19 protein-coding genes are annotated in these 21,456 nt (G+C 37.8%); 16 read left to right on the plus strand and 3 right to left on the minus strand.

Features of this window, described 5'->3' with window-relative positions:
* Window positions 1–216 precede the first annotated feature (216 nt).
* The 13 genes from ABH968_RS09540 (at window position 217) to ABH968_RS09600 (ending at window position 14,368) form a co-directional block, all read left to right on the plus strand.
* The gene (locus tag ABH968_RS09540; protein WP_370043822.1) at window positions 217–522 is read left to right on the plus strand and encodes a winged helix-turn-helix transcriptional regulator; all 306 of its coding nucleotides are present in this window, start codon (window positions 217–219) and stop codon (window positions 520–522) included.
* Window positions 523–744: 222 nt separating this feature from the next.
* Window positions 745–1,659 carry a UDP-N-acetylmuramate dehydrogenase gene (gene murB, locus ABH968_RS09545; RefSeq protein WP_370043823.1) on the plus strand — a complete coding sequence of 305 codons (915 nt, stop codon included), beginning with the start codon at window positions 745–747 and terminating at the stop codon, window positions 1,657–1,659.
* A 55-nt stretch (window positions 1,660–1,714) separates the two neighbouring features.
* Complete coding sequence (locus ABH968_RS09550) at window positions 1,715–2,470, plus strand: exodeoxyribonuclease III (RefSeq protein WP_370043824.1); 756 nt, start codon at window positions 1,715–1,717, stop codon at window positions 2,468–2,470.
* An 819-nt stretch (window positions 2,471–3,289) separates the two neighbouring features.
* Complete coding sequence (locus ABH968_RS09555) at window positions 3,290–5,653, plus strand: penicillin acylase family protein (protein ID WP_370043825.1); 2,364 nt, start codon at window positions 3,290–3,292, stop codon at window positions 5,651–5,653.
* Window positions 5,654–6,250: 597 nt separating this feature from the next.
* Entirely contained in the window at window positions 6,251–6,622 is a 372-nt protein-coding gene (locus ABH968_RS09560; protein ID WP_370043826.1) for an ArsR/SmtB family transcription factor, read from the plus strand.
* Window positions 6,603–8,729, plus strand: coding sequence for a heavy metal translocating P-type ATPase (locus ABH968_RS09565; protein WP_370043827.1), 2,127 nt, complete (start codon window positions 6,603–6,605; stop codon window positions 8,727–8,729). The genes ABH968_RS09560 and ABH968_RS09565 overlap by 20 nt, the downstream gene beginning before the upstream one ends.
* Before the next feature lie 168 nt (window positions 8,730–8,897).
* On the plus strand, window positions 8,898–9,197 hold the full coding sequence (locus tag ABH968_RS09570) for a late competence development ComFB family protein (RefSeq protein ID WP_370043854.1): 300 nt from the start codon (window positions 8,898–8,900) through the stop codon (window positions 9,195–9,197).
* An 849-nt stretch (window positions 9,198–10,046) separates the two neighbouring features.
* Window positions 10,047–10,466 (plus strand): transcriptional regulator MntR, encoded by a 420-nt coding sequence (gene mntR / locus ABH968_RS09575; RefSeq protein WP_053481939.1) that lies wholly within the window; start codon window positions 10,047–10,049, stop codon window positions 10,464–10,466.
* A gap of 41 nt (window positions 10,467–10,507) precedes the next feature.
* Window positions 10,508–11,365, plus strand: a complete 858-nt coding sequence (locus tag ABH968_RS09580; protein WP_370043828.1) for a CvfB family protein — start codon at window positions 10,508–10,510, stop codon at window positions 11,363–11,365.
* Window positions 11,366–11,426: 61 nt separating this feature from the next.
* Window positions 11,427–11,600, plus strand: coding sequence for a hypothetical protein (locus ABH968_RS09585; protein WP_370043829.1), 174 nt, complete (start codon window positions 11,427–11,429; stop codon window positions 11,598–11,600).
* Window positions 11,601–11,713: 113 nt separating this feature from the next.
* Window positions 11,714–12,628: a DUF1002 domain-containing protein gene (locus ABH968_RS09590; protein WP_370043830.1), complete on the plus strand. Its 915-nt coding sequence runs from the start codon at window positions 11,714–11,716 to the stop codon at window positions 12,626–12,628.
* Between the two features lie 138 nt (window positions 12,629–12,766).
* The gene (locus ABH968_RS09595) at window positions 12,767–13,048 is read left to right on the plus strand and encodes a GNAT family N-acetyltransferase (protein ID WP_370043831.1); all 282 of its coding nucleotides are present in this window, start codon (window positions 12,767–12,769) and stop codon (window positions 13,046–13,048) included.
* A 1,017-nt stretch (window positions 13,049–14,065) separates the two neighbouring features.
* Entirely contained in the window at window positions 14,066–14,368 is a 303-nt protein-coding gene (locus ABH968_RS09600) for a hypothetical protein (RefSeq protein ID WP_053481943.1), read from the plus strand.
* Window positions 14,369–14,387: 19 nt separating this feature from the next.
* Here the strand turns inward: ABH968_RS09600 and ABH968_RS09605 are convergent, their stop codons facing one another.
* From ABH968_RS09605 to ABH968_RS09615, 3 genes are all read right to left on the minus strand, one after another.
* Entirely contained in the window at window positions 14,388–15,533 is a 1,146-nt protein-coding gene (locus ABH968_RS09605) for an MFS transporter (RefSeq protein WP_370043832.1), read from the minus strand.
* A 123-nt stretch (window positions 15,534–15,656) separates the two neighbouring features.
* A complete protein-coding gene (locus ABH968_RS09610; protein WP_142508513.1) occupies window positions 15,657–17,177 on the minus strand; it encodes a succinyl-CoA:acetate CoA-transferase ScpC in 1,521 nt (506 codons plus the stop codon).
* Window positions 17,178–17,758: 581 nt separating this feature from the next.
* Window positions 17,759–18,409, minus strand: a complete 651-nt coding sequence (locus ABH968_RS09615) for a LytTR family DNA-binding domain-containing protein (protein ID WP_370043833.1) — start codon at window positions 18,407–18,409, stop codon at window positions 17,759–17,761.
* 507 nt (window positions 18,410–18,916) lie between these two features.
* Between ABH968_RS09615 and ABH968_RS09620 the strand changes: the two genes are divergently transcribed.
* From ABH968_RS09620 to ABH968_RS09630, 3 genes are all read left to right on the plus strand, one after another.
* Window positions 18,917–19,711, plus strand: a complete 795-nt coding sequence (locus tag ABH968_RS09620) for a helix-turn-helix transcriptional regulator (protein WP_053481947.1) — start codon at window positions 18,917–18,919, stop codon at window positions 19,709–19,711.
* A gap of 548 nt (window positions 19,712–20,259) precedes the next feature.
* The gene (yidC, locus tag ABH968_RS09625) at window positions 20,260–21,021 is read left to right on the plus strand and encodes a membrane protein insertase YidC (protein WP_370043834.1); all 762 of its coding nucleotides are present in this window, start codon (window positions 20,260–20,262) and stop codon (window positions 21,019–21,021) included.
* 55 nt (window positions 21,022–21,076) lie between these two features.
* On the plus strand, window positions 21,077–21,325 hold the full coding sequence (locus tag ABH968_RS09630; RefSeq protein ID WP_370043835.1) for a hypothetical protein: 249 nt from the start codon (window positions 21,077–21,079) through the stop codon (window positions 21,323–21,325).
* Window positions 21,326–21,456 lie beyond the last annotated feature (131 nt).

Consider the following 21,456-nt stretch of genomic DNA (forward strand, 5'->3'; position numbering starts at 1 on the left):
TTGCTGTTATTAGACGACCTTGACTCGCCTCTAATCGGACGGTCATGGTTAATTTCTATGGCATCATTAGTCTGTATTTAAATGATAAAACATCCATTAGTTACATTTAGTAATTAAATAAAAAATAGTAAACAAATTACTGTAAGTAAATAAGTTACTTCAAATTTACTTTTTTAAAAATAATCGTTACAATAGAGTACATAAGAGGTGAAAAAAATGAGTGAGTCAAATTTATGTCCTCGTTTAGCTAAAGCAATGGATTTAATCGGAAAACGCTGGACAGGGCTGATTTTATATCAATTACTAGATGGACCACAGCGCTTTAACGAGATTGAAACTGCATTACCTGTAAGTGGCCGTTTATTATCCGAACGTTTAAAAGAGCTGGAAAAAGAAGGGCTTGTTGAGAGAAAAGTATATTCAGAGGTACCAGTGCGTGTTGAGTATTCTTTGACAGATAAAGGTTGGGCTTTAGAAGGTGCAATCCGCAATATCGAATCATGGGCAACGAGCTGGCTTTAAAATTGTGAAGTCTATCTCGAAATTTCTGATGGATAGATAAACATGGATATATGTAATACTAATGACCATGAACTTTCTTTATCATATTCATCATCTCTGCACGGGGAGTCTCGCTACCCGTTAAGGCGAGATAAAAAATAACCTTCATTTTACTTGTCAAATTAGGGTTCTAAATCCATACTAGTGTAGAGTAAGAAGGACGTTAGAAAGGAATTAGCTCTCATGACAAAAGAACAATGGGTGGCGGATTTAGCACAGAGCGTTAATCCAGCCAATATTAAGTTAGATGAATCATTACAGCAATATACTATGACAAAATTAGGCGGTAAAGCGGATGTTTTCGTTCTCGTTGAAACAGAGGAAGAGGCAGTAACGGTTATTCGCTATGCCCATAAGAATAATATACCTTTATTAATGTTAGGTAATGGATCTAATATGGTCGTTCGTGATGGCGGTCATCGAGGGATCGTTGTTACATTTTCATTTTTAGATGAGATTCGCATTAATGGTAACCATGTTTACGCGCAAGGCGGTGCACTTATTAAGGATGTATCGAAACTGGCTGCGGCAGCATCTTTAACAGGTTTTGAATTTGCATGTGGTATCCCTGGCTCAGTTGGTGGAGCTATGGCAATGAATGCAGGTGCATATGGCGGTGAAATTAAGGATATTATTATTTCTTCGAAAGTATTAACAAAAGAAGGCGAAATTTTAATATTATCGAAAGATGAGCTTGAACTTAGTTATCGTCAAAGTATCATTACCAAGAAGGGGTATTATGTATTATCATCTGAATTTCAATTAGCAAAAGGTGTACAGGAAGAAATTGATGCAAAAGTTGCTGATTTAACGTGTCAGCGAGAATCTAAGCAACCGTTAGAATACCCATCTGCAGGGAGTGTTTTTAAGCGCCCTCCAGGTCACTTTGCTGGCAAGCTTATTCAAGAAAGTGGCTTACAAGGAAAAGGCGTAGGTGATGCAGAGGTATCAACGAAGCATGCAGGCTTTATTGTTAATAAAGGTAATGCAACGGCTACTGACTATATTGCAACAATCAAAATGGTACAACGAGTAGTTAAAGAAAAGTTTGGCATCGATTTAGAAACAGAAGTAAAAATCGTTGGTGACGACTTATAGGATACTACGCCCTTCACTAAAGGTGGAGGGCGTTTTTTGAGGAGTGAAACAGAAAATGAAGTTTATATCATGGAATGTTAATGGAATTAGAGCCTGCTTAGGTAAAGGGTTTTTAGATTTCTTCAATCATGTAGATGCAGATTTTTTCTGTATTCAAGAAACAAAGTGTCAGGCTGAACAAGTGGAGATTTCTCTTGAGGGATATGAGCAATATTGGAATTATGCACAGAAGAAAGGTTATTCAGGTACAGCCATTTTTACAAAACATACCCCACTTGCAGTACGTTATGGCGTTGGTGAGGATGAATCGCAGGAAGAGGGAAGAATTATTACACTAGAGTATGAAGATTTTTACTTAGTGAATGTTTATACCCCAAATTCACAGCGTGATTTAGCGAGATTACCTCTTCGTTTAAAATGGGAGTATCGATTAGCGTTATATTTAAAAGAGCTAGATTCCAAGAAACCTATAGTTTACTGTGGTGATTTAAATGTTGCACATATGGAAATTGATTTAAAAAATGCGAAGTCTAATGTCGGTAATTCAGGTTTTACATATGAAGAACGTGAAAAAATGACGGAGCTATTGGCAAGTGGTTTTGTGGATTCATTCCGCCACATGCATCCAGATACGACAGACCACTATACATGGTGGTCTTATATGAATAAAGTACGCGAGCGTAATATCGGATGGCGTATCGACTACTTTATTGTTTCTGAAAGACTAAAGAACAACATAAATGTGGCAAGTATTCATTCACAGATTATGGGCAGTGATCATTGCCCAATCGAATTAAAGCTTGGTCAGTAATATCTATGAAAAACAAAATGGTCAAGTGAAAAAACATTTGTTGCTGTCGTTGCGCTTTCGGACATAAAACATTTGTTGTTAAAGTTTCGCTTTATCACTATAAATTAGAATGACATGCCAGAAGATACATGCTATGGGAAGTGGTTGATTGGAGTGGAGACTGGGCGACTCCTAGGGGATTAGCAATAGTGGAACGAAGGCTAAGAGCATCACATCCTGTGATAACGCCTTCGTGACCAACCTCGGTGCCGCTGCCGCTTCGCTTTCGCACAAAAGTTGGCCCGAGACCCTGGAGCGAAGCGAAGCGGCTCATCGGACGCCCCCAGGAAAGCGCCCAGTCGGAACGGAAATCAACCCCTCGTTTTGCCGAAGAGGCATACTTTATTTAATATCACACCTTAATTTCATTGACACAATAGTTTTTTAACAACATAAAAAATCGTATTTCTAAAAGGAAATACGATTTTTTTTATACTGCAACGCAATAAATAATCAATTATGGCTCGGCATAATTGTGTCTTGAATCGGCTTTGTGCTTAGGCCTGCACGATGCAGGTCAGTTAGCCGTTATCGCATGGATGCGATGATTTTAGGCTAACATCCTCTGTGAACTCCTTTCCGATTCCATGACATCCGCCGGAGGCTTTGGGCCAACACGATGTTGGTCACTCAGGCGTTTTCACAGGATGTGAAGTTCTTAGCCTGAGTTCCTCTATTCCAGCGGGGGTTTGGACACCCGCTGAAAGAAGTTAAATTTCAAAACTTTTAAAAGGATTTGAAAGCGGGTAAAAGAATATATTGCAAAAAGGGGGTTGAGATGTGAGAAAGTTTACATGGAAAAAGTGGCTACTGGTTATAGCGGGATTTTTAGCTGTAGTAGCTATTGTTGCATTTATCGGATTTACATGGTTTATGAATAAATCAAAACCAGTAATTGATGGAGAGCTTTCGTTGAGTGTGCTAGACGAAGATGTAACTGTCACAAGGGATGACAAGGGAATCCCTCATATTTTTGCTAAGACAGATGCAGATTTGTATCGTGCACAAGGCTATGTTCAAGCACAAGATCGACTGTTTCAAATGGATTTAGCGCGAAGACAAGCTAGTGGTCGTTTGTCGGAAATAATCGGTGAGGCAACTATTGATACTGACAAACATTTCCGAACGTTTAGCTTGCGTGATGCAGCTGAAAAATCATTATCTATCTATGATGCAGAAAGTAGACAGGTGCTTGAGTGGTTTGCAGATGGTGTCAATGCTTTTATTGCACAGGCAAAGAAAAATAATAGATTAAGTTATGAATTTGCATTACTAGGCTACGAACCAGAGGAGTGGTCCGTTGTAGATTCTCTTACTATTGGTAAATATATGGCCTATGACTTAGGTGGTAATTGGAATACGCTTGCGTTCCGTCATTGGGCTTTACAAAACTTTGATGAAGAAAAAGCTAAAGAATTATTTATAAAGTATCCTAAAAACGCTTCATCCATTCTTCAGGCAAATAAAGAAAATCCAGTAGCCGTGGCAGGGCATTTTAATGCAGACCTGTTGCCAAATGAATTTAACGGTAGTAATAACTGGGTTGTATCGGGGAAGAAAACAAAAAACGGTACGCCAATTTTAGCGGATGATCCACATTTAGGATTAAGTACACCATCTATTTGGTATCAAATGCATCTACAATCTCCTGAGCAAAATGTTAGTGGCGTAATCTTTGCAGGTGTTCCAGGAATTATTTTAGGCCACACCGATAACATTGCATGGGGAGTAACGAACGTTGGACCTGATGTACAGGATTTATATATTGAAATACCAAATCCGAATAATCCAATACAGTTCCGCTATGATGGCAAGTGGGAGCAAGCAGAGGTACGTGATGAACCGATTAAGGTAAAGGACGGAGAAACGGTAGATTTTAAAGTCGTTGTCACACGCCATGGCCCAATCATGACAGATTTAGCTTTTAAAGATACTGAGCCTACAGCACAATTTTCGATGCAGTGGACGGCACTGCAGCCTACGACAGAGCTACGTGCAGTACTAGGCTTTAATAAGGCAAAATCCTGGAATGAATTTGAAAAAGCGTTAGAGGATTTTAAGGCACCAGCTCAAAACTTTGTCTTTGCATCAAAGGATGGCACGATTGCCTATAAAGCGAATGGTCAAATTCCGATTCGAAAAAAAGGAGACGGGCAATTACCAGTACCGGGGGATTCTAGTGACTTTGGGTGGGAGGGCTTTATCCCATGGAATGAGCTTCCGACTGTAGTAAACCCAGATGAAGGCTTTATTGCAACAGCGAATAATGAAGTCATTGGGGAAGAATATCCTTATCATATAACAGATTTCTGGGCACAGCCTTATCGTTTTGAACGGATTAAGGAAGTCTTAGAGGCGAACGATTCTTTAACAGTGGAAGATATGATGAACTTACAAATGGATCAGCATAACCTATATGCTCGTGAGTTTTTACCATATTTATTAACGTCGATAAAAGCACAAGATCAGGATGGAAAATATAAAGATGTTATTAAATTATTAGAGAATTGGGATATGGTAGATGCAAAGGATTCAGGCGCGCCATTAGTGTTCCATACATTAATGGAAAAGTTACAGGAAGTGTTATTTAAGGGTCAGATGCCAGAAGATATGTATGAATTAATGTATGGGAAATTTAATATTACTGACCAGCTTTTACGTACAGCTTATGCCGGTAAGAATAGCATATGGATCGAGGAGCAGGGTGGAGTCGATGCAACAGTTTACAAGGCGTTAGAGCTCACTATCGCACAAATAGAAGATCAATTCGGAAAAAACGTATCGAAATGGAAATGGGGTGACTTCCATCAACTTACCTTTGACCATACATTAGGTAAAGCTTCGCCGATTCTTGCGGCATATTTTAATGCTAAAAAGGTTCCTATTGGTGGCTCAAAGGTTACTGTTCAGGCTGCTGATAATGATTTAGCTGGTAATGTTGATCACGGGGCATCATGGCGCTTTGTTGTAGATGTTGGTGATTTAAGCTCAGCCTATCATATCGTTGGTCCGGGACAGAGTGGACATGTAAAATCTGCCTGGTACCAAGATCAAGTAATGGATTGGGCTAATGGAGATTATCATCAAACGTTTGTGAGGAAAGAAGATATTAAAGGTAAAACGTTACGTTTAAAAGCAAAATAGGATGAGAGGCTATAAGAATCTATAGGTTTTTATATTAAGACAACAAAACTCTTTTCTATTTCGAGTAGAAAGGAGTTTTTTGAAATAGATTCAAAACTTAACTATTTATTTATTTATGCACTTTGTTATTCTGGTTAAAATTGGAAAATTGTCAGATAGTGAATTGATTAAGGATATTCAACGACATAATAGCTAAGTAGCCACTCGATTAGGACATGGTAAGTGAAGTGGTTGATTGGAGTGGAGACTGGGCGACTCCTTGGGGATCAGCGTCACAGATGAGACCCTGGAGCGAGCAACGCGAGTGAAGCGGCTCATCGGACGCCCCCAGGAAAGCGCCCAGTCGGAACGGAAATCACCCCCTCGTTTTGTCGAAGAACAAATATGACACCTTAAATTCATTAACAAAATAACATGAAAAAGCTATCACATTGAAGTGATAGCCTTTTTAGTTTTATATTTATAAGTTAGCAATTCAAATAAATGTATTTTTAAATTTGTGATATAAATCATTTACATTCAAATATTTGTTTGAATATGATGGGATATTATGTTATGTTGAAAACAATCAAACGAATATTTGAATGAGGTGAGAAAATGCCAAAAGAAGTATGTGAGATAACACATGTTCATGAAGAATCGGTCATTAAGGTACAACAGCAAATGCCAGATCTATCGGGAGTAGCTAAATTTTTAAAGGCATTATCTGATGAAACAAGACTTAAAATTACGTATGCCTTAACGGTTGAAGATGAATTATGTGTTTGTGATGTTGCCTCTATAATCGGCTCGTCAGTAGCAACAGCATCGCATCATTTACGTTATTTGAAAGATAATAATTTAGCGAAATCATATCGTAAAGGAAAGCAGATGTATTACTCTTTAGCTGATGAGCATGTGTATCAAATTGTAACGGTTGCCTACGAACATGTGAAAGAGGGGATTGCAAATGGCAGCGACACCAACTAAACAAGAATATAGACTTCAAAACTTATCTTGTGCCAGCTGTGCAGCAAAGTTCGAAAAAAACGTGAAGGCTATTCCAGAGGTACAGGATGCACAAGTGAATTTTGGTGCTTCTAAAATAACAGTTATTGGTGATATTGATGTTGATCAACTTGAAGAAGCAGGTGCCTTCGATGGCATAAAAGTATCCCAATCAACAGCAAAAACAATTGAAAAATCAACACCTTTTTATCGGAAAACGGAAAATATATTAGCTGGAATCTCTTTGTTATTCATAATGCTTGGATATGTATTTGGAGCAATGCGTAGTGAAACTGAACCGTTAACTATTGGGATGTTTATCATCGCGATTCTAGTTGGTGGAATTGGAATTTTTAAAACAGGTTTCCGCAATCTAGCACGCTTTGAATTTGATATGAAGACGTTGATGACCATTGCAGTAATAGGTGCAGCTATTATAGGTGAATGGGAAGAAGCTGCCGTTGTTGTCTTTTTATTCGCAGTAAGTGAAGCACTTGAAGCCTATTCGATGGATAAGGCGCGTCAATCGATTCGTCAGCTAATGGATATAGCTCCACCAACAGCAACGATAAAGCGGGCGCATGGCGAGCATTTCCATGAAATGGAGCTGCCGACGGAGGAGATTGAAATTGGCGACATTTTAATCGTAAAACCTGGCCAGAAGATTGCTATGGACGGAATTGTAGTTAGTGGGTTGTCAGCGGTGAATCAGGCGGCGATTACAGGTGAATCTATCCCGGTCAATAAAACAGTCGATGACGAAGTATTTGCAGGAACTCTAAATGAAGAAGGTGCCCTAGAGGTTCTTGTGGCAAAGCGAGTAGAGGACACAACAATTGCAAAAATTATTCACCTCGTTGAAGAAGCACAGGCTGAAAAAGCACCTTCACAGCAGTTCGTTGATCGCTTTGCGAAATACTACACACCTGCAATTATGATTGTTGCTTTACTTGTAGCGGTTATACCACCTTTATTTATAGGTGATTGGCAACATTGGATTTACCAAGGATTGGCAGTTCTTGTTGTAGGTTGTCCATGTGCTCTGGTTGTTTCTACACCGGTTGCTATTGTTACGGCAATCGGGAATGCTGCTAGACAAGGCGTTCTTATTAAAGGTGGTATCCATTTAGAACAGCTTGGTCATATTGAAGTAATAGCATTTGATAAGACAGGTACACTTACAAAAGGTCAACCTGCTGTAACAGATATTTTTACATCGCAGGAAGTGTCTGAGGATTATGCTTTACAGCTAGTAGCGGCCGTTGAAAAGCAATCACAGCATCCATTAGCTAAAGCAATTTTACAGGCATTGCATGAGAAAAATTTAGCAGAGCTTATACCAACAGACTTTCAATCCGTAACAGGCAAGGGTGCCTATGCAACGGTAGATGGTCAAACAATTTATGTAGGAAGCTTAAAATGGATTGCTACATTAACGACTGTTGATGAAACGATAAAAGAACAGGTTAAAAAACTTCAGCAACAGGGTAAAACAGTTGTAGCAGCTGTTAGTAATGATCAGTTTATTGGGATGATTGGTATTGCTGATCAATTACGTCAAGAAAGTAAAGATGTCTTAAATAAATTAAATGGTTTAAAAGTGAAGCATAAAGTTATGCTAACAGGTGATGCAGAACCAACAGCACAGGCAATTGCAACTTCTTTAAATATGACAGATGTAAGAGCAAGTTTATTACCTGCAGAAAAATTAATGGCCATTAAAGATTTACGTGCACAGTTTGGCGCAGTGGCGATGGTAGGAGATGGTGTCAATGATGCTCCTGCACTTGCCTCAGCCAATGTTGGTATTGCAATGGGCGGTGCTGGCACTGATGCGGCACTAGAAACTGCGGATATCGCATTAATGGGTGATGATTTAACTAAGCTTCCTTATACAATTGGTTTAAGTAGAAAAACATTACGCATTATTAAAGAGAACATTATATTTGCCCTAGCCCTAAAATTTGTTGCCCTGTTACTCGTTATCCCAGGATGGCTAACATTATGGATTGCAATCTTTGCAGATATGGGTGCTACATTAATAGTTGTTTTTAACTCATTACGATTAATCAAATCTAAGAAATGGTGAATAAGATATAATCCGGTGGAAATGTGTAGGAAATTAGTCATTCTGAGGGGCTAGTAATATTTATTGATATAGATGCTACTAGCGATTCTTGAAAAAAAGCTTTGTTAACGCTATTATGGTCTCAGGAATAATGTAACAATTAAATATAAATGAGGCGAAGGTTTGAATATGTCAGATCCTATTTTAGTAAATGTTACAGAGGAAATTGTGTGTGGTTTAGTAAGTTTTCTACTACGAGGACCGGAATATCAAACATTTTGTAAATGTGAAATCTGTGAACTTGACGCAGTGGCACTTACACTGAATGCATTGCCTAGTAAGTATGTTACATCTATGGAATCCCGAGATGAAGCATTTAAAATGATGAATACTCCTGAAAATATCGAACGAATCAATAAAGAGATTATTCATGCATTACATGTGGTAAATAAGTATCCTCGGCATAAGGAAGAGCCAACTTCAATATGAAGTTGGCTTTTCGCGTTTTTGAAAAAGAATAGGGTCAATTGAAGGTATGTCTAAAATAAAGTATGGTTTTTCGGCAAAGTGAGGGGTTGATTTCCGTTCCGACTGGGCGCTTTGTTGTTGCTGTCGCTACGCTTTCGCACAGATAAAACAATTGCTGACGCTTCGCTTTCGCACAGAGCAAAGCTTCCTGGGGGCGTCCGATGAGCCGCTTCGCTTCGCTGCAGGGTCTCGGGCCAACAGATGTTTTTTGCGCGAAAGCGAAGCGGCAGCGGCACCGATGTTGGTCACGAAGGCGTTATCACAGGACGTGATGGTTTTAGCCTGCGTTCCTCTATTGCTGATCCCCAAGGAGTCGCCCAGTCGTAACGAAGATCAACCCATTCAATTACGTGTATCTCCTGACATGACACTCTAATTTATAATGATAAAATGAAACTTCAGCAACAAATGTTTTATGTGCGAAAGCGAAGCGATACAAACCCGTTAAGTTGTATGTCTATTCAGTTCGAATATGATGAGTAGCCAAAGCGTTCACTTTTGAAATGCATGAAATTTATAATAGCACTACGCTATTGTTGATTGGAGTGGAAGTCTACTCGATTCCCGTGGGAAAGCGAGTAGCCTGGAACGGAAATCAACCCCTTGCTTTGCCGAAAAGCATACTTTATTTAAAATGATACCTTAATTTCATTGACACAAATTTTCCAACTACATGGGAGCCAGAATATGAAGTTGATTCTTTTTATGTTGCACATGTATTGATTTTCTGGCATATGTATTTTCAGTTAACTTTTAAGGCAAGCTTGTAGTAAACTAGAGAGTAAGAAAAGGAAAGAGAGGGAATAGGATATGCCAACACCAAGTATGGAGGACCATATCGAACAAATATACTTATTAATTACTAATAAAGGGTATGCTCGTGTGTCTGACATTGCTGAAGCATTATCTGTTCTTCCTTCTTCTGTTACAAAAATGGTTCAAAAATTAGATAAAGATGGTTATTTAGTTTATGAAAAATACCGTGGCCTTACATTGACGCCTAGAGGAGAAAAGCTAGGAAAACGTCTTGTACAGCGCCATGAGCTTCTAGAGCAATTTTTGCGAATCATTGGTGTAGATGAAGAGCGAATTTACGATGATGTAGAAGGAATTGAACATCATTTAAGTTGGAACTCAATTGATCGAATTGCGGATCTTGTGCAGGTAATGGAAGAAAATCCGGACATCGTTAAAAAACTAGAGGCATCTAGAACACATCATAATTTCTAAAGTTTTTGTGAAAATGATGGTAAGAGGGAAAGGAAGACAATATGAACGAATTAAAATCAGGTGAAGTTGTTACATTAACTGTATTAGAGCAACAAGCATCGAAATGGATCTTAACAAATGGAGTTGACGAACTGCCCTTAAATGCTTCAGAGGTAACAGAGCCACTTGCAGTAGGTGACCGCCTTGAAGTCTTTTTATTTGCGGATCGTCGTGGCGATTTAGCAGCAACAACAGCTATACCATCTTTCGTACAAGGGGAATATGGCTGGGCTCGTGTTCTAAAAGTAGTCGAGCATGAAGGGGCCTTTGTAGATATCGGAACGTCACGCGAGGTACTAGTAAAGGCTGAAGATTTACCTGCAGTAAAAGAGCTTTGGCCAGCACCAGGCGACCATTTATTTATGACATTACGCACAGATCGCAATGGTGATTTATTTGGACGTTTAGCAACTGAAGAAAAAATTTCGGAATTGTATGAAGGTGCACTTGAAGAACTGCATAATAAAAACATTAAGGCACGTCCATATCGTTTATTACCAATTGGCTCATTTTTATTAGGTGTGGAGATTCCGTACCGTATTTTTGTTCATGAGTCAGAGCGTAATGCAGAACCTCGTCTTGGACAAGACGTAGATGTTCGTATTATTGATGTAAAAGATGATGGCTCAATGAATGCTTCACTTTTACCACGTAAGCATGAACGCATTTCAGATGATGCACAAAAAATATTAAATTATTTACAGGACGTTGGGGGCAAAATGCCATTTGGCGATAAATCCTCACCTGATGAAATTCAAGAAATGTTTAATATGAGTAAAGCTGCATTTAAACGTGCGTTAGGTACACTTTTGAAAGCTGGTAAGGTGAAACAACAAAATGGTTGGACAGAGGAAATTTAGTGCAGGAAGACATTCATATATCTAAGGTATGGTGAATGACTGCCAGATGAAGTGAAAGAAAATGACGAGAGCTACTATGAAACCTTCTCGTCTTTTTTTCGTACTAATTATTGCTTACCTTCTTTCGGCGGGTGGCCAAACTGCCGCAGAAATAGAGGAACTCAGTCTAAGAACGTCACGTCCTGTGGCAATTTATCTGTGCGAAAGCGCAGCGGCAGCAACAACACACGACTGAGTGACCAACATCGTGTTGGGCTAAAGCCTCCGAAATCAATTATGCCGAGGCATAATTAATTGGCAAACATTATACAGGCCAAATGAGTTTTCTAACGAAAGGGGTCACACAATTTGAAAAAAACGTGGATAAAAATACTAACTGCGACTATGTTAGTGTTTGGCGTGATGGCACCAGCAACAGGTTTTGCAGCAGATAATACGCCACCTAAAGCAATTGATGAAAAATTAGGAGTACCAATCGTCGTATATGGTGCAAACTTATCTGAGGCTGAAAAAGAGTCTGTTAAAGAGTCATTAAAAGTGAACGAAGAGCCTGAAGTTGAAGAAATAACAGTCTCAGGTCAAGACTTAGCTAAATATATTAAAGATAGTAATTCAAGCTCTCGTATGTATTCTTCTGCCAAAATTACGCGCAAGAATGCAGGAGAAGGCTTAGTTATTGAAATTGTTACACCATCAAATATTACACAGGTTACTTCTGAAATGTATGCAAATGCCATGCTAACTGCAGGTATTGAAGATGCAACAGTACAGGTGGCTGCACCTAAAGCAGTAACAGGTCATTCAGCGCTTGTGGGAATATACAAAGCATACGAAGTAACAACAGGTGAAAAGCTTGATACTGATCGTACAGATGTTGCAAATGACGAACTATCAGTAGCAACTACTCTAACGCAATCGGCAGGCGTGGACGATGCTAAGGTTGCGGAATTACTAACAGAAATCAAAAAACAAATTGCAGAATCAAAGCCAGCAACTAAAGAAGAGGTTGAAAAGATTGTGCAAGAGCAATTAAACAAGCTTGAAATTAATTTAAGTGATAAGGACCGTCAATTGCTAGTTGATTTGATGAACAAAATTAGTAAACTAGACATTGATTTTGGTAAATGGTCTAAACAATTAGACGATATTAGCAGTACGATTAAAGATAAATTCGGATCGCTAATGGAAGATACAGGATTCTGGGCAAGTGTGAAAAATTTCTTTGCTAATTTAAAGGATACAATTGCATCATGGTTTAATTAATTCATAGAAAAGAATCTGCAACACTTTCTCCTGATTACTAGAGAAAAGTGAGCAGATTCTTTTTTTTCAAGGGGTGGGACTTTTTGAAGTGCTACATGAAAAAGGCTATGTTACTATGATAAAAAGGAGTGGTGAGAAATGGAATTTCAATTACAACAGCTAGCGGAAAATAAACTTGCTTTTGTCTATGAGCAAGAAGGGGAAAGATTAGCGGAAATTACATGGCAGCAAAAGGGTCAAGTAATGGTAATGGATCACACATATGTATCAGATAAGCTCCGTGGTCAAGGCGTGGCCAAAAAATTGTTAGATCATGCCGCAGCTTATGCACGTGAGCAAGGTTATAAAATGGAGGCTGTTTGCTCGTATGTAGTTGCAGCATTTGAAAAATCTGATGCTTATAATGATGTAAAACAATAAGTGAAACTTTAATCAGTGGGGATTTTTTTCATCCCCACTGATTATTAGTCTTCACCAATCGGGCGTTTACGGGCAGTTTTAATCTCATCTTATTTCTTTAATTTTGCAAAATTTTATGGTGAAACTTACTGCCCGTTAATGCGGGATAAAAAATAAGGCAATCTGCTTGTTTGACAGCGGATTGCCTTTTAACTTCTTTCAGCGGGTGTCCAAACATCCGCTGAAATAGAGGAACTCAGTCTAAGAACGCCACGCCCTGTGGCAACGACTGAGTGACCAACTTCATGTTGTTGCCGCTGCCGCTAGGCTTTCGCGCAGATGAAACCCTTTTGCTGTCGCTTCGCTTTCGCACAGACAAAACCCGTTGCTGCCGCTGCGTTAGCACTACGCTTTCGCACAAAAAACATCTGCTGCTGACGCTACGCTTTCGCGCAAAAAACATCTGCAGGCCTAAGCACAAAGCCGATTCCGGACGCAATTATGCCGAGGCATAATTGATCTTCTAATACCACTCATCCATGCTCTCCTTACAGTAAAATACTATATATTAGTGCTGTTAAGAGGCCTGCTCCACCTACTAATGAAGCCATGTCTATCCAATCATATACTGAGTCTAAATCTTTCATGATAACCACTCCCTTATTATTAGTATTAATTCATTAATTCCCTTTACTTGTCCTTAATAATCACAATTATTTACAAAAATATCATGATTTACAGAAAAATTGATTATGACAAAACGTGGGATTGATTGTCTTTTCGACTGGGCATTTTAAATGTCATTCCTAATTTTTGATGATAAGCAAGAAATAAATACCTGCAATATAATTTAGTAGGAGGATAATTTGAAACATACAGACGTACTATGAATTTTGTTTATATGATGAAAGCGAAGGGTTATAGGAATTCTCTCTTTTTATATATGCAGTAAAGTATAAAAAAATTATGTTTAGTCCTTTAAAAATAGGGAAAAGATATAATACAGGGCAAAGTCTATATTTTTGGGAGGGATATATAATGGCAAAACGTAAAGGTTTTGTGATTGCAGGGTTAGCTTTAGCTGCAACTTATTTAAGTAAAAAAGAAAACCGTGATAAAGCATTAAGTACGCTCAATGGTGCAAAGTCTAAATTAGCATCTTATTTGAATACAACGAATATGGAGATGCACGAAAACATTTCAGAGCGTATATCTACTGAAGTAGCGACAGAAGCCGGAACTTCTCCAACAAAAATAGCTTCAAACGAAATGGTTGCTGAAGGCGGAGGACATACAAGTATCCATTACTATCATGAAGAAATTCATGAAAAAAAGAATTAATAACAACAAAAAAGCCTTCTCATTTCACGTGAGAAGGTCTTTTTTGTGTACATATGATGATAGTTGCAAATACTAATAATACAATTCCGGTAAATATAAAGCCGCTGACAATACCTAGTGAGAGCCATCCGAGCAATGAGGAACCTAGGACAACTCCTAGTGAGAAGAAGGCATAAAAATAACCATAGGCTTTTCCACGAATGTCAGCAGTCGTAGAGTCGATTAAAAGTGAATTGACTGATGGAAATAAGAAGCCAAACCCGATCCCATAGCAGGCCATTGCAATATAAAGGAACGTACTTGAATCTGCCTGACTAATTAATAATTGACTTATCCCCATTAAACCTATACCAAGTGATAATGTTTTAATTGGAGCAACCTTATCGAAAATACGGTTAGTCGGCAAAATAAATACGAGTACAGCAATAATTCCGAATGTACTCATCAAAGTTCCGCTTAAACGTGAATCAAAGCCTAAAGATTGTACTTTAAGAGGAAGGAGATAGGCAATAACCCCTTGAGAAAACATTAAAAAGAATGCACTAAAGAAGGCTTTTAATGTACCTGTATTATTAAAAAGTACATGAATAGGGATGTTTGTAGGTTGCGCAGATTTTTCTTTTTTTACCAGATTTGATTTTAGCAAAAAGAACGCAAGTACACTCAACAAGAGCATAAAGCTTGCTGTTATATTAAAAACGAATGGTACGCTAGTACGACTCGCTAAAATTCCACTAAAGGCAGGGCCGATTATTGCGGCGATGCCAACGAATGCTCCAGAGATAGCACTGCCCTTACCTCTTTTTTCTTGCTCAGTTGCATTTGCTAAAAATGTGAAAGCAGCAGGGACGATAAAGCCCGCAACTAATCCATGTACAAAGCGGACTACTAATAGAACAATAGGATCTTCTACTAAATTATAAAGTGATAGTGAAAGACCTGTTGTTAAAAGACCTAGGATTAAAATAGCGAATGGTCCCTTACGATCTGTTAAAAAACCAGAGATAATATTACCAAATGTATTGGAAAGAGAATACATACCTACAGCCAGGCCAGTAAAGAAGGCTGATGCCCCTAAGGATTCAGCATATGTACTCATGACAGGAAGCTGGGTAAATAGATCGAAAAATGAAAAGAATATAATCAAGTAGATAAGTTTCTTCATAGTTCCTCCGATGGAAAATTGTATATTAGTGAGAATGAATATCACTCTTATTATACCATTTTCGGAAAAAAAAGAACGCCTCATAAGTTTTTCAACTTATGAGGCGTTCCTGAAATATGAAAATTAAGCTTTAGCCACTTCTTTTTTCATTGTTTTGTTTTTAGCAAGATTTACGTGCCAAGAAAGTGCTTCCTCTAAAATATGAGGTGTTTGATGGCCGCCAGTTGCTTCTAGAGCACGGTTATAGTAATCCCAAAGTTGTTCTTTGTAATCTGGGTGTGCACAGTTTTCGATAATTAAAGGTACACGCTCTTGTGGTGCAAGACCACGTAAGTCAGCAATACCTTGCTCAGTTACGATTACATCAACATCATGTTCAGTGTGGTCTACGTGAGAAACCATTGGCACGATTGAAGAGATAGCGCCGCCTTTTGCGTATGATTTAGTAACGAAAATACCTAGACGTGCGTTACGTGCAAAGTCACCTGAACCACCGATACCATTCATCATACGAGTACCAGATACGTGTGTTGAGTTTACGTTGCCATAGATATCTAATTCAAGAGCAGTGTTGATTGAGATTAGACCCAAACGACGGATAAGCTCTGGGTGGTTAGAAATTTCTTGTGGACGTAAGCAAATTTTATCAGCGTATTTCTCTAGGTTGCCATATACTTTTTTCTGTAATTCTTCAGTCAGTGTAATTGAAGTAGCTGCTGCAAATTTAACTTTACCGGCATCAATTAAGTTGAATACAGCATCTTGAAGTACTTCAGAAGCAACAACTAAATCTTCAAATTCTGAATTTGCGAAGCCGTCAAGTACAGCGTTTGCAACAGAACCTACACCAGATTGTAATGGCATTAATTGTTTTGTTAAGCGACCAGCTTTAATTTCATCGCTGAAGAAGTCTAATAAAATGTTTGCCATTGTTTGTGTTTCTTCATCTGGCGGAACGATTAATGAAGGAGCATCTGGCTCTTCAGAAATAACAATCGCTTTAATTTTAGCTGGATCTACTTTAATACCGATGTCACCAATACGTTGCATAGCATCAGTCATTGGGATTGCTTCACGTTGACCTTGCTCACCTGGTACATAGATATCGTGGATACCTATTAAAGCTTCTGGATGAGAGATATTTAATTCGACAATAATATTTTCAGCGTAATCAGCGAAGATTGGTGAGTTACCTACAGAGTTTGTTGGGATAATAAATCCATCTTCTGTAATAGCAACAGCTTCAAGAATTAAATATTTAATTGGTCCAATAATTCCTTGACGAACTAATTCAGCGTTATGTGAAAGATGAGCGTCTACATATAGGACATCACCAGAGTTAATTAAATTACGGATCGTTGCATCTCCTTGGAATGGTCCACGTTTGCGGATAACACCAGCATCAGCTAAGTATTTATCTACTTCAGGTCCTAAAGAAGCTCCTGTATATACATCAATTTTGAATTTTTCGTTTTTAGCGCGCTCTACTAAAGCCATAGGAACAACTTTTGCGTCCCCCGCACGAGTGAATCCACTCATACCAACTACATCACCATCAGAGATAAGTGCTGCAGCTTCTTCAGCAGTAACAATTTTACTTTCAAGTTCTTTTAAGCCTAGGCGTTTTTGAACATTTGCATCCATAAAAAAATCCTCCCCTAAAAAGTTTGATGGAAACCGATTACAAAACTAGAAAAAACGCGTAAGAATTTTCTGTTTATTTAGTTGTAGTATGACTCCAACCATTTGAATAATACTATCACCAAATTGTCACAAAAACTTTAGAAATAGCATTAAATTGAGTAAAAACAGGAAAAATGAGCATAAAAACGAATTTTCGACAGAGAAAACGTTTTAATGTAGAGCTACATTATTTTTAGAGAATTTCCTTTTGAAAAATTAAACATCATAATGGAGGGTTGATTTCCGTTCCGGCTGGGCGCGTCCGATGAGCCGTTTGGGGCAACAGATGTTTTTTGCGCGAAAGCGTAGTGACAGCAACAGCAGGATGTTGGTCACGAAGGCGTTATCACAGGACGTGATGATTTTAGCCTTCGTTCCTCTATCGCTAATCCCCAAGGAGTCGCCCAGCCTCCACTCCAATCAACTTAATCACATGGCATACATTTTAAGCAATGTCATCTCTAACCTTTGATGAAGAGCATTTAAATCAATAAGCAAAAAAGTACAGCGAACAATAAAAATGCTCGCTGTACTTATCAAAATTAGAAACCTAAAGATCGACGGAAGTAACTTGCGTAGCGTTGGCTAACAGGAATACGAGTACCGTCTTTCATGATTAATAAAAACGTTGAATGTGAATCTGGTTGAATTTCATCAATGTAGTCAATGTTAACGATATAAGAGCGGTGACAACGTATAAATGAGTCAGGCGCTAAAAATAGCTCAAGATCACTTAGGTTTAAGCGGTGATAACCTTCACGACTCATTGTTTTAACAAATGTTTTTCGTAGCTGTGTTTCAAGATAAATGACCTGATCATGCTTGATTGGGTACCAGCAATCATCAATTTTGATTGTAATGTAGTTCGTTAAAAATGCTGATGGCTTTTGTGGGAAGATCGCTGTGATGGCACCCTTAGTTTCACCTTCCTCCATTAAAGGAATGCTCATGCCGTAATAAGCTACTCCAAATACATCAGGCTCAATATAAGAGCTAATCTTTTGTCCGTAGTTTAACGCTTTATGAGCTGCAGAGCCTTCTTTAATTGGGTCGCCAGGTTTGATTTTTAAATCAACTTTTTTGCTCGGTTGGTAGTACAAGTATTCGTTTGTATCGGAAATTGCAATGGAAGTATTCTCGGGAAAGAACTCCTTTATAATCTCCATAATTTCTTCTATTTGTCTTGGTTCCACTATTAACACCTCGTCTAAACTTTTAAAAATAGTATTATCATCTATTTTACTACATATTCGTATAAATTATATAGAGAAGATTTCGGAATAAAAAAGAGAAATGTCGATTGATGAAATATAATTGCGCAAAACACATTACATAATTTGTAACAAATTTTAAATAATTACTAATTAATTTTGGTATGTATATGGTAAAATCTAATTGTAAGTAAATAAGTTTACGAGGTTTCTACTATGTATATATGATAAATTGGAACTAGTGTGGAAGACAAAATGTGGTTGAAAGGAAATCGCAGAATATGGTAAAATTCACTGTATAGTCTATTTTTTTTTGTAACTGGTGGATTAGTTGGGTTATTTTTAAGTTATATTCATTATATAATTATGAAATATGACTCAATTCATACAATTAATAAGGGAATACTATTTTCTTATTTTGAAATAAGTAGATTGGTGTCAAAAATTGTGAGAGCAATTTGTGCAATCTGAGGAAAGATGGGGAAGATTATGCAACTACATCAACATTCTATGTCAGAAACGATATCCAAAAGATACTTTCAGGAAATCGATAGTATTAACCAATACATCGGTGTTGAAGAATTTTTTAATATTGAGTCGAAATTAATATTTGAAATTTACCATTTAGAATCTGCAAAGGCTAAGAAATCTTTGCACGAATTAATTGATATTCTTTCAATACGTTTTGGCAAACAAGTCATTAAAATAGTTCGAAGTTATTTTTCTGTTTTGTCGTCAATTGTTGCTCGTAAATTGCTAGACAATCAAGTTCCTTCGAAGAAAGCATTTGCTTTTAACATTGCGTGTAATGATATGATTGAAAATCAGATGAAAGACGCAGAATTTTTACAATTTGCTGATGATTTAATCGATTTCTTTGTCTATTTTATCGCAGATCGCAAGCAACCGACTTTCCGTCACCAGACCGTTAATAAAGTAATTATGTATATAAATGATGAATTGGAAAATGACTTAACAGTAGAAAGCATCGCAAATAACTTCCATATAAGTACAAGTCACTTATCACGTATTTTTAGAGAACATGTTGGTATTACACTAGTTGAATATCTAAATGTACGTCGAGTAGAAGAGTCACAGTACTATCTTAGACACACTAATAAAAGTATTACTTCTATTTCAGATCAATTCCATTTCTGTAACCAAAGCTATTTTACCCGCATCTTTAAAAAATATACAGGGGTAACGCCCAAACATTTCCGAGACGAGCTACATCATGAATTTTATCGTTTTGAAATGGCGGAATCAGAGCTTCAAAACGTTTAACTTATTTCAGCGGGTGTCCAAACATCCGCTGAAATAGAGGAACTCAGTCTAAGAACGCCACGTCCTGTGGCATTACCGAAATGACCGACATCGTGTCGACCCTCATGTTGTTGCCGCTGCCGCTACGCTTTCGCGCAGATGAAACCCTTTTGCTGTCGCTTCGCTTTCGCACAGACAAAACACCTTGTTGCTGACGCTTCGCTTTCGCACAGATAAAACCTTTTGCTGTCGCTACGTTAGCACTGCGCTTTCGCACAAAAAACATCTGCCGCTGCCGCTACGCTTTCGCGCAAAAAAAGACCTGCAGGCATAAGCACAAAGCTGATTCAGACGCAACTATGCCGAGGCATAATTGATAGCCAGAAGTATACTTAGTAGTTATTCACAATATGATTAATAAATAGATGCGGACGTATTAGCGATGCTAAAGCTCGCATCTTTTTTTATGATATCAAATACAGTGGAATTAGTAGCACTTGCTATTTGATAAAAATAGACCCTTTAATGTATACTTCATTTTAGTTGATAAATATATAGTAGGTGGAAAAATGAAAAATTTGAAGCTATTTTCAATGCTTGGACTCGTCGTTTTTGTTCTTAGTGGCTGTCAAGCGGTGCAAAACAAAGAAGGTTTTTTCTATAGTATCTTTGTAAAACCAATGGAATTTTTATTGGAATTTTTCGGTAACACTATGTTTTCAGGTAGTTATGGTTTAGCAATCATCGCTATTACGGTTCTTATTCGTTTAATTTTAATGCCGATTATGTTGAAAAATTATCGTTCGCAACAAAAGATGAAAATGAAAATGGATGCGTTTAAGCCTGAAATGGAAGCTGTTCAGAAAAAGATGAAGGAAGCAAAGACAAAAGAAGAACAAACGCAGTATCAACAAGAAATGATGGCATTATATCAAAAACATGGTATTAATCCACTCAACATGGGCTGTTTACCAATGTTAATTCAAATGCCAATTATCATGGGTCTCTATTTCTCTATTTTATATTCTACAGATGTGAAAGCACATGAATTTTTATGGTTTAGCTTAGGCTCACCAGATATCGCTATGACAATTGTCGCAGGCCTTGTATATTTAGTTCAAGCACGTGTATCATTATGGACAGTACCAGAGCAACAAAAAGCACAAATGAAAATGTTTATTTACATTTCACCAATTATGATTGTCTTTATCTCGATGTCATCTATGGCAGCCCTACCACTTTACTGGTCAGTCAGCGGTGCATTGTTGATTATTCAAACATATATCGGTCGAAAATTTTATTCGGAGCATCCGGAAAAAGTAAACTCATAAAATAATTTATGTCGAGGCGCCTATGTAGCCTCGATTTTTTTAGGAGGACAGCAAGATGAACATAAAATGGCTATCATCTATTCTAGTCGCGATTTTTAGTATAGCGGCGATCGTATTTATTATCATGGGTAAGTTTAATTTTGCGGTCTTTGCAATGACTATTATGTTTGCCGTATCGAATGGTTTTAGGGCAAAAAGTTTTAAAGAGCAAGGTTATATAAAAGAGGCAAGATGGATGAAGTACATGGCAATCTTTTTCTCGATTGCTTCTATAGTAGTGTTTATTATTATTCTCACAGACTAACAGAATAATTTTAAAATCGTTGGTGAAAATCTACACCCTAAATTGTGAACAGTGCTAAAATGAGACTATACCAATATAGTGGATCATCACCAAAACGTGTGGTTGATTTCCGTTCCGACTGGGCGCTTTCC

This window comes from Lysinibacillus sp. RC79 (genome assembly GCF_041262405.1).
Classification (GTDB): Bacteria; Bacillota; Bacilli; order Bacillales_A; family Planococcaceae; genus Lysinibacillus.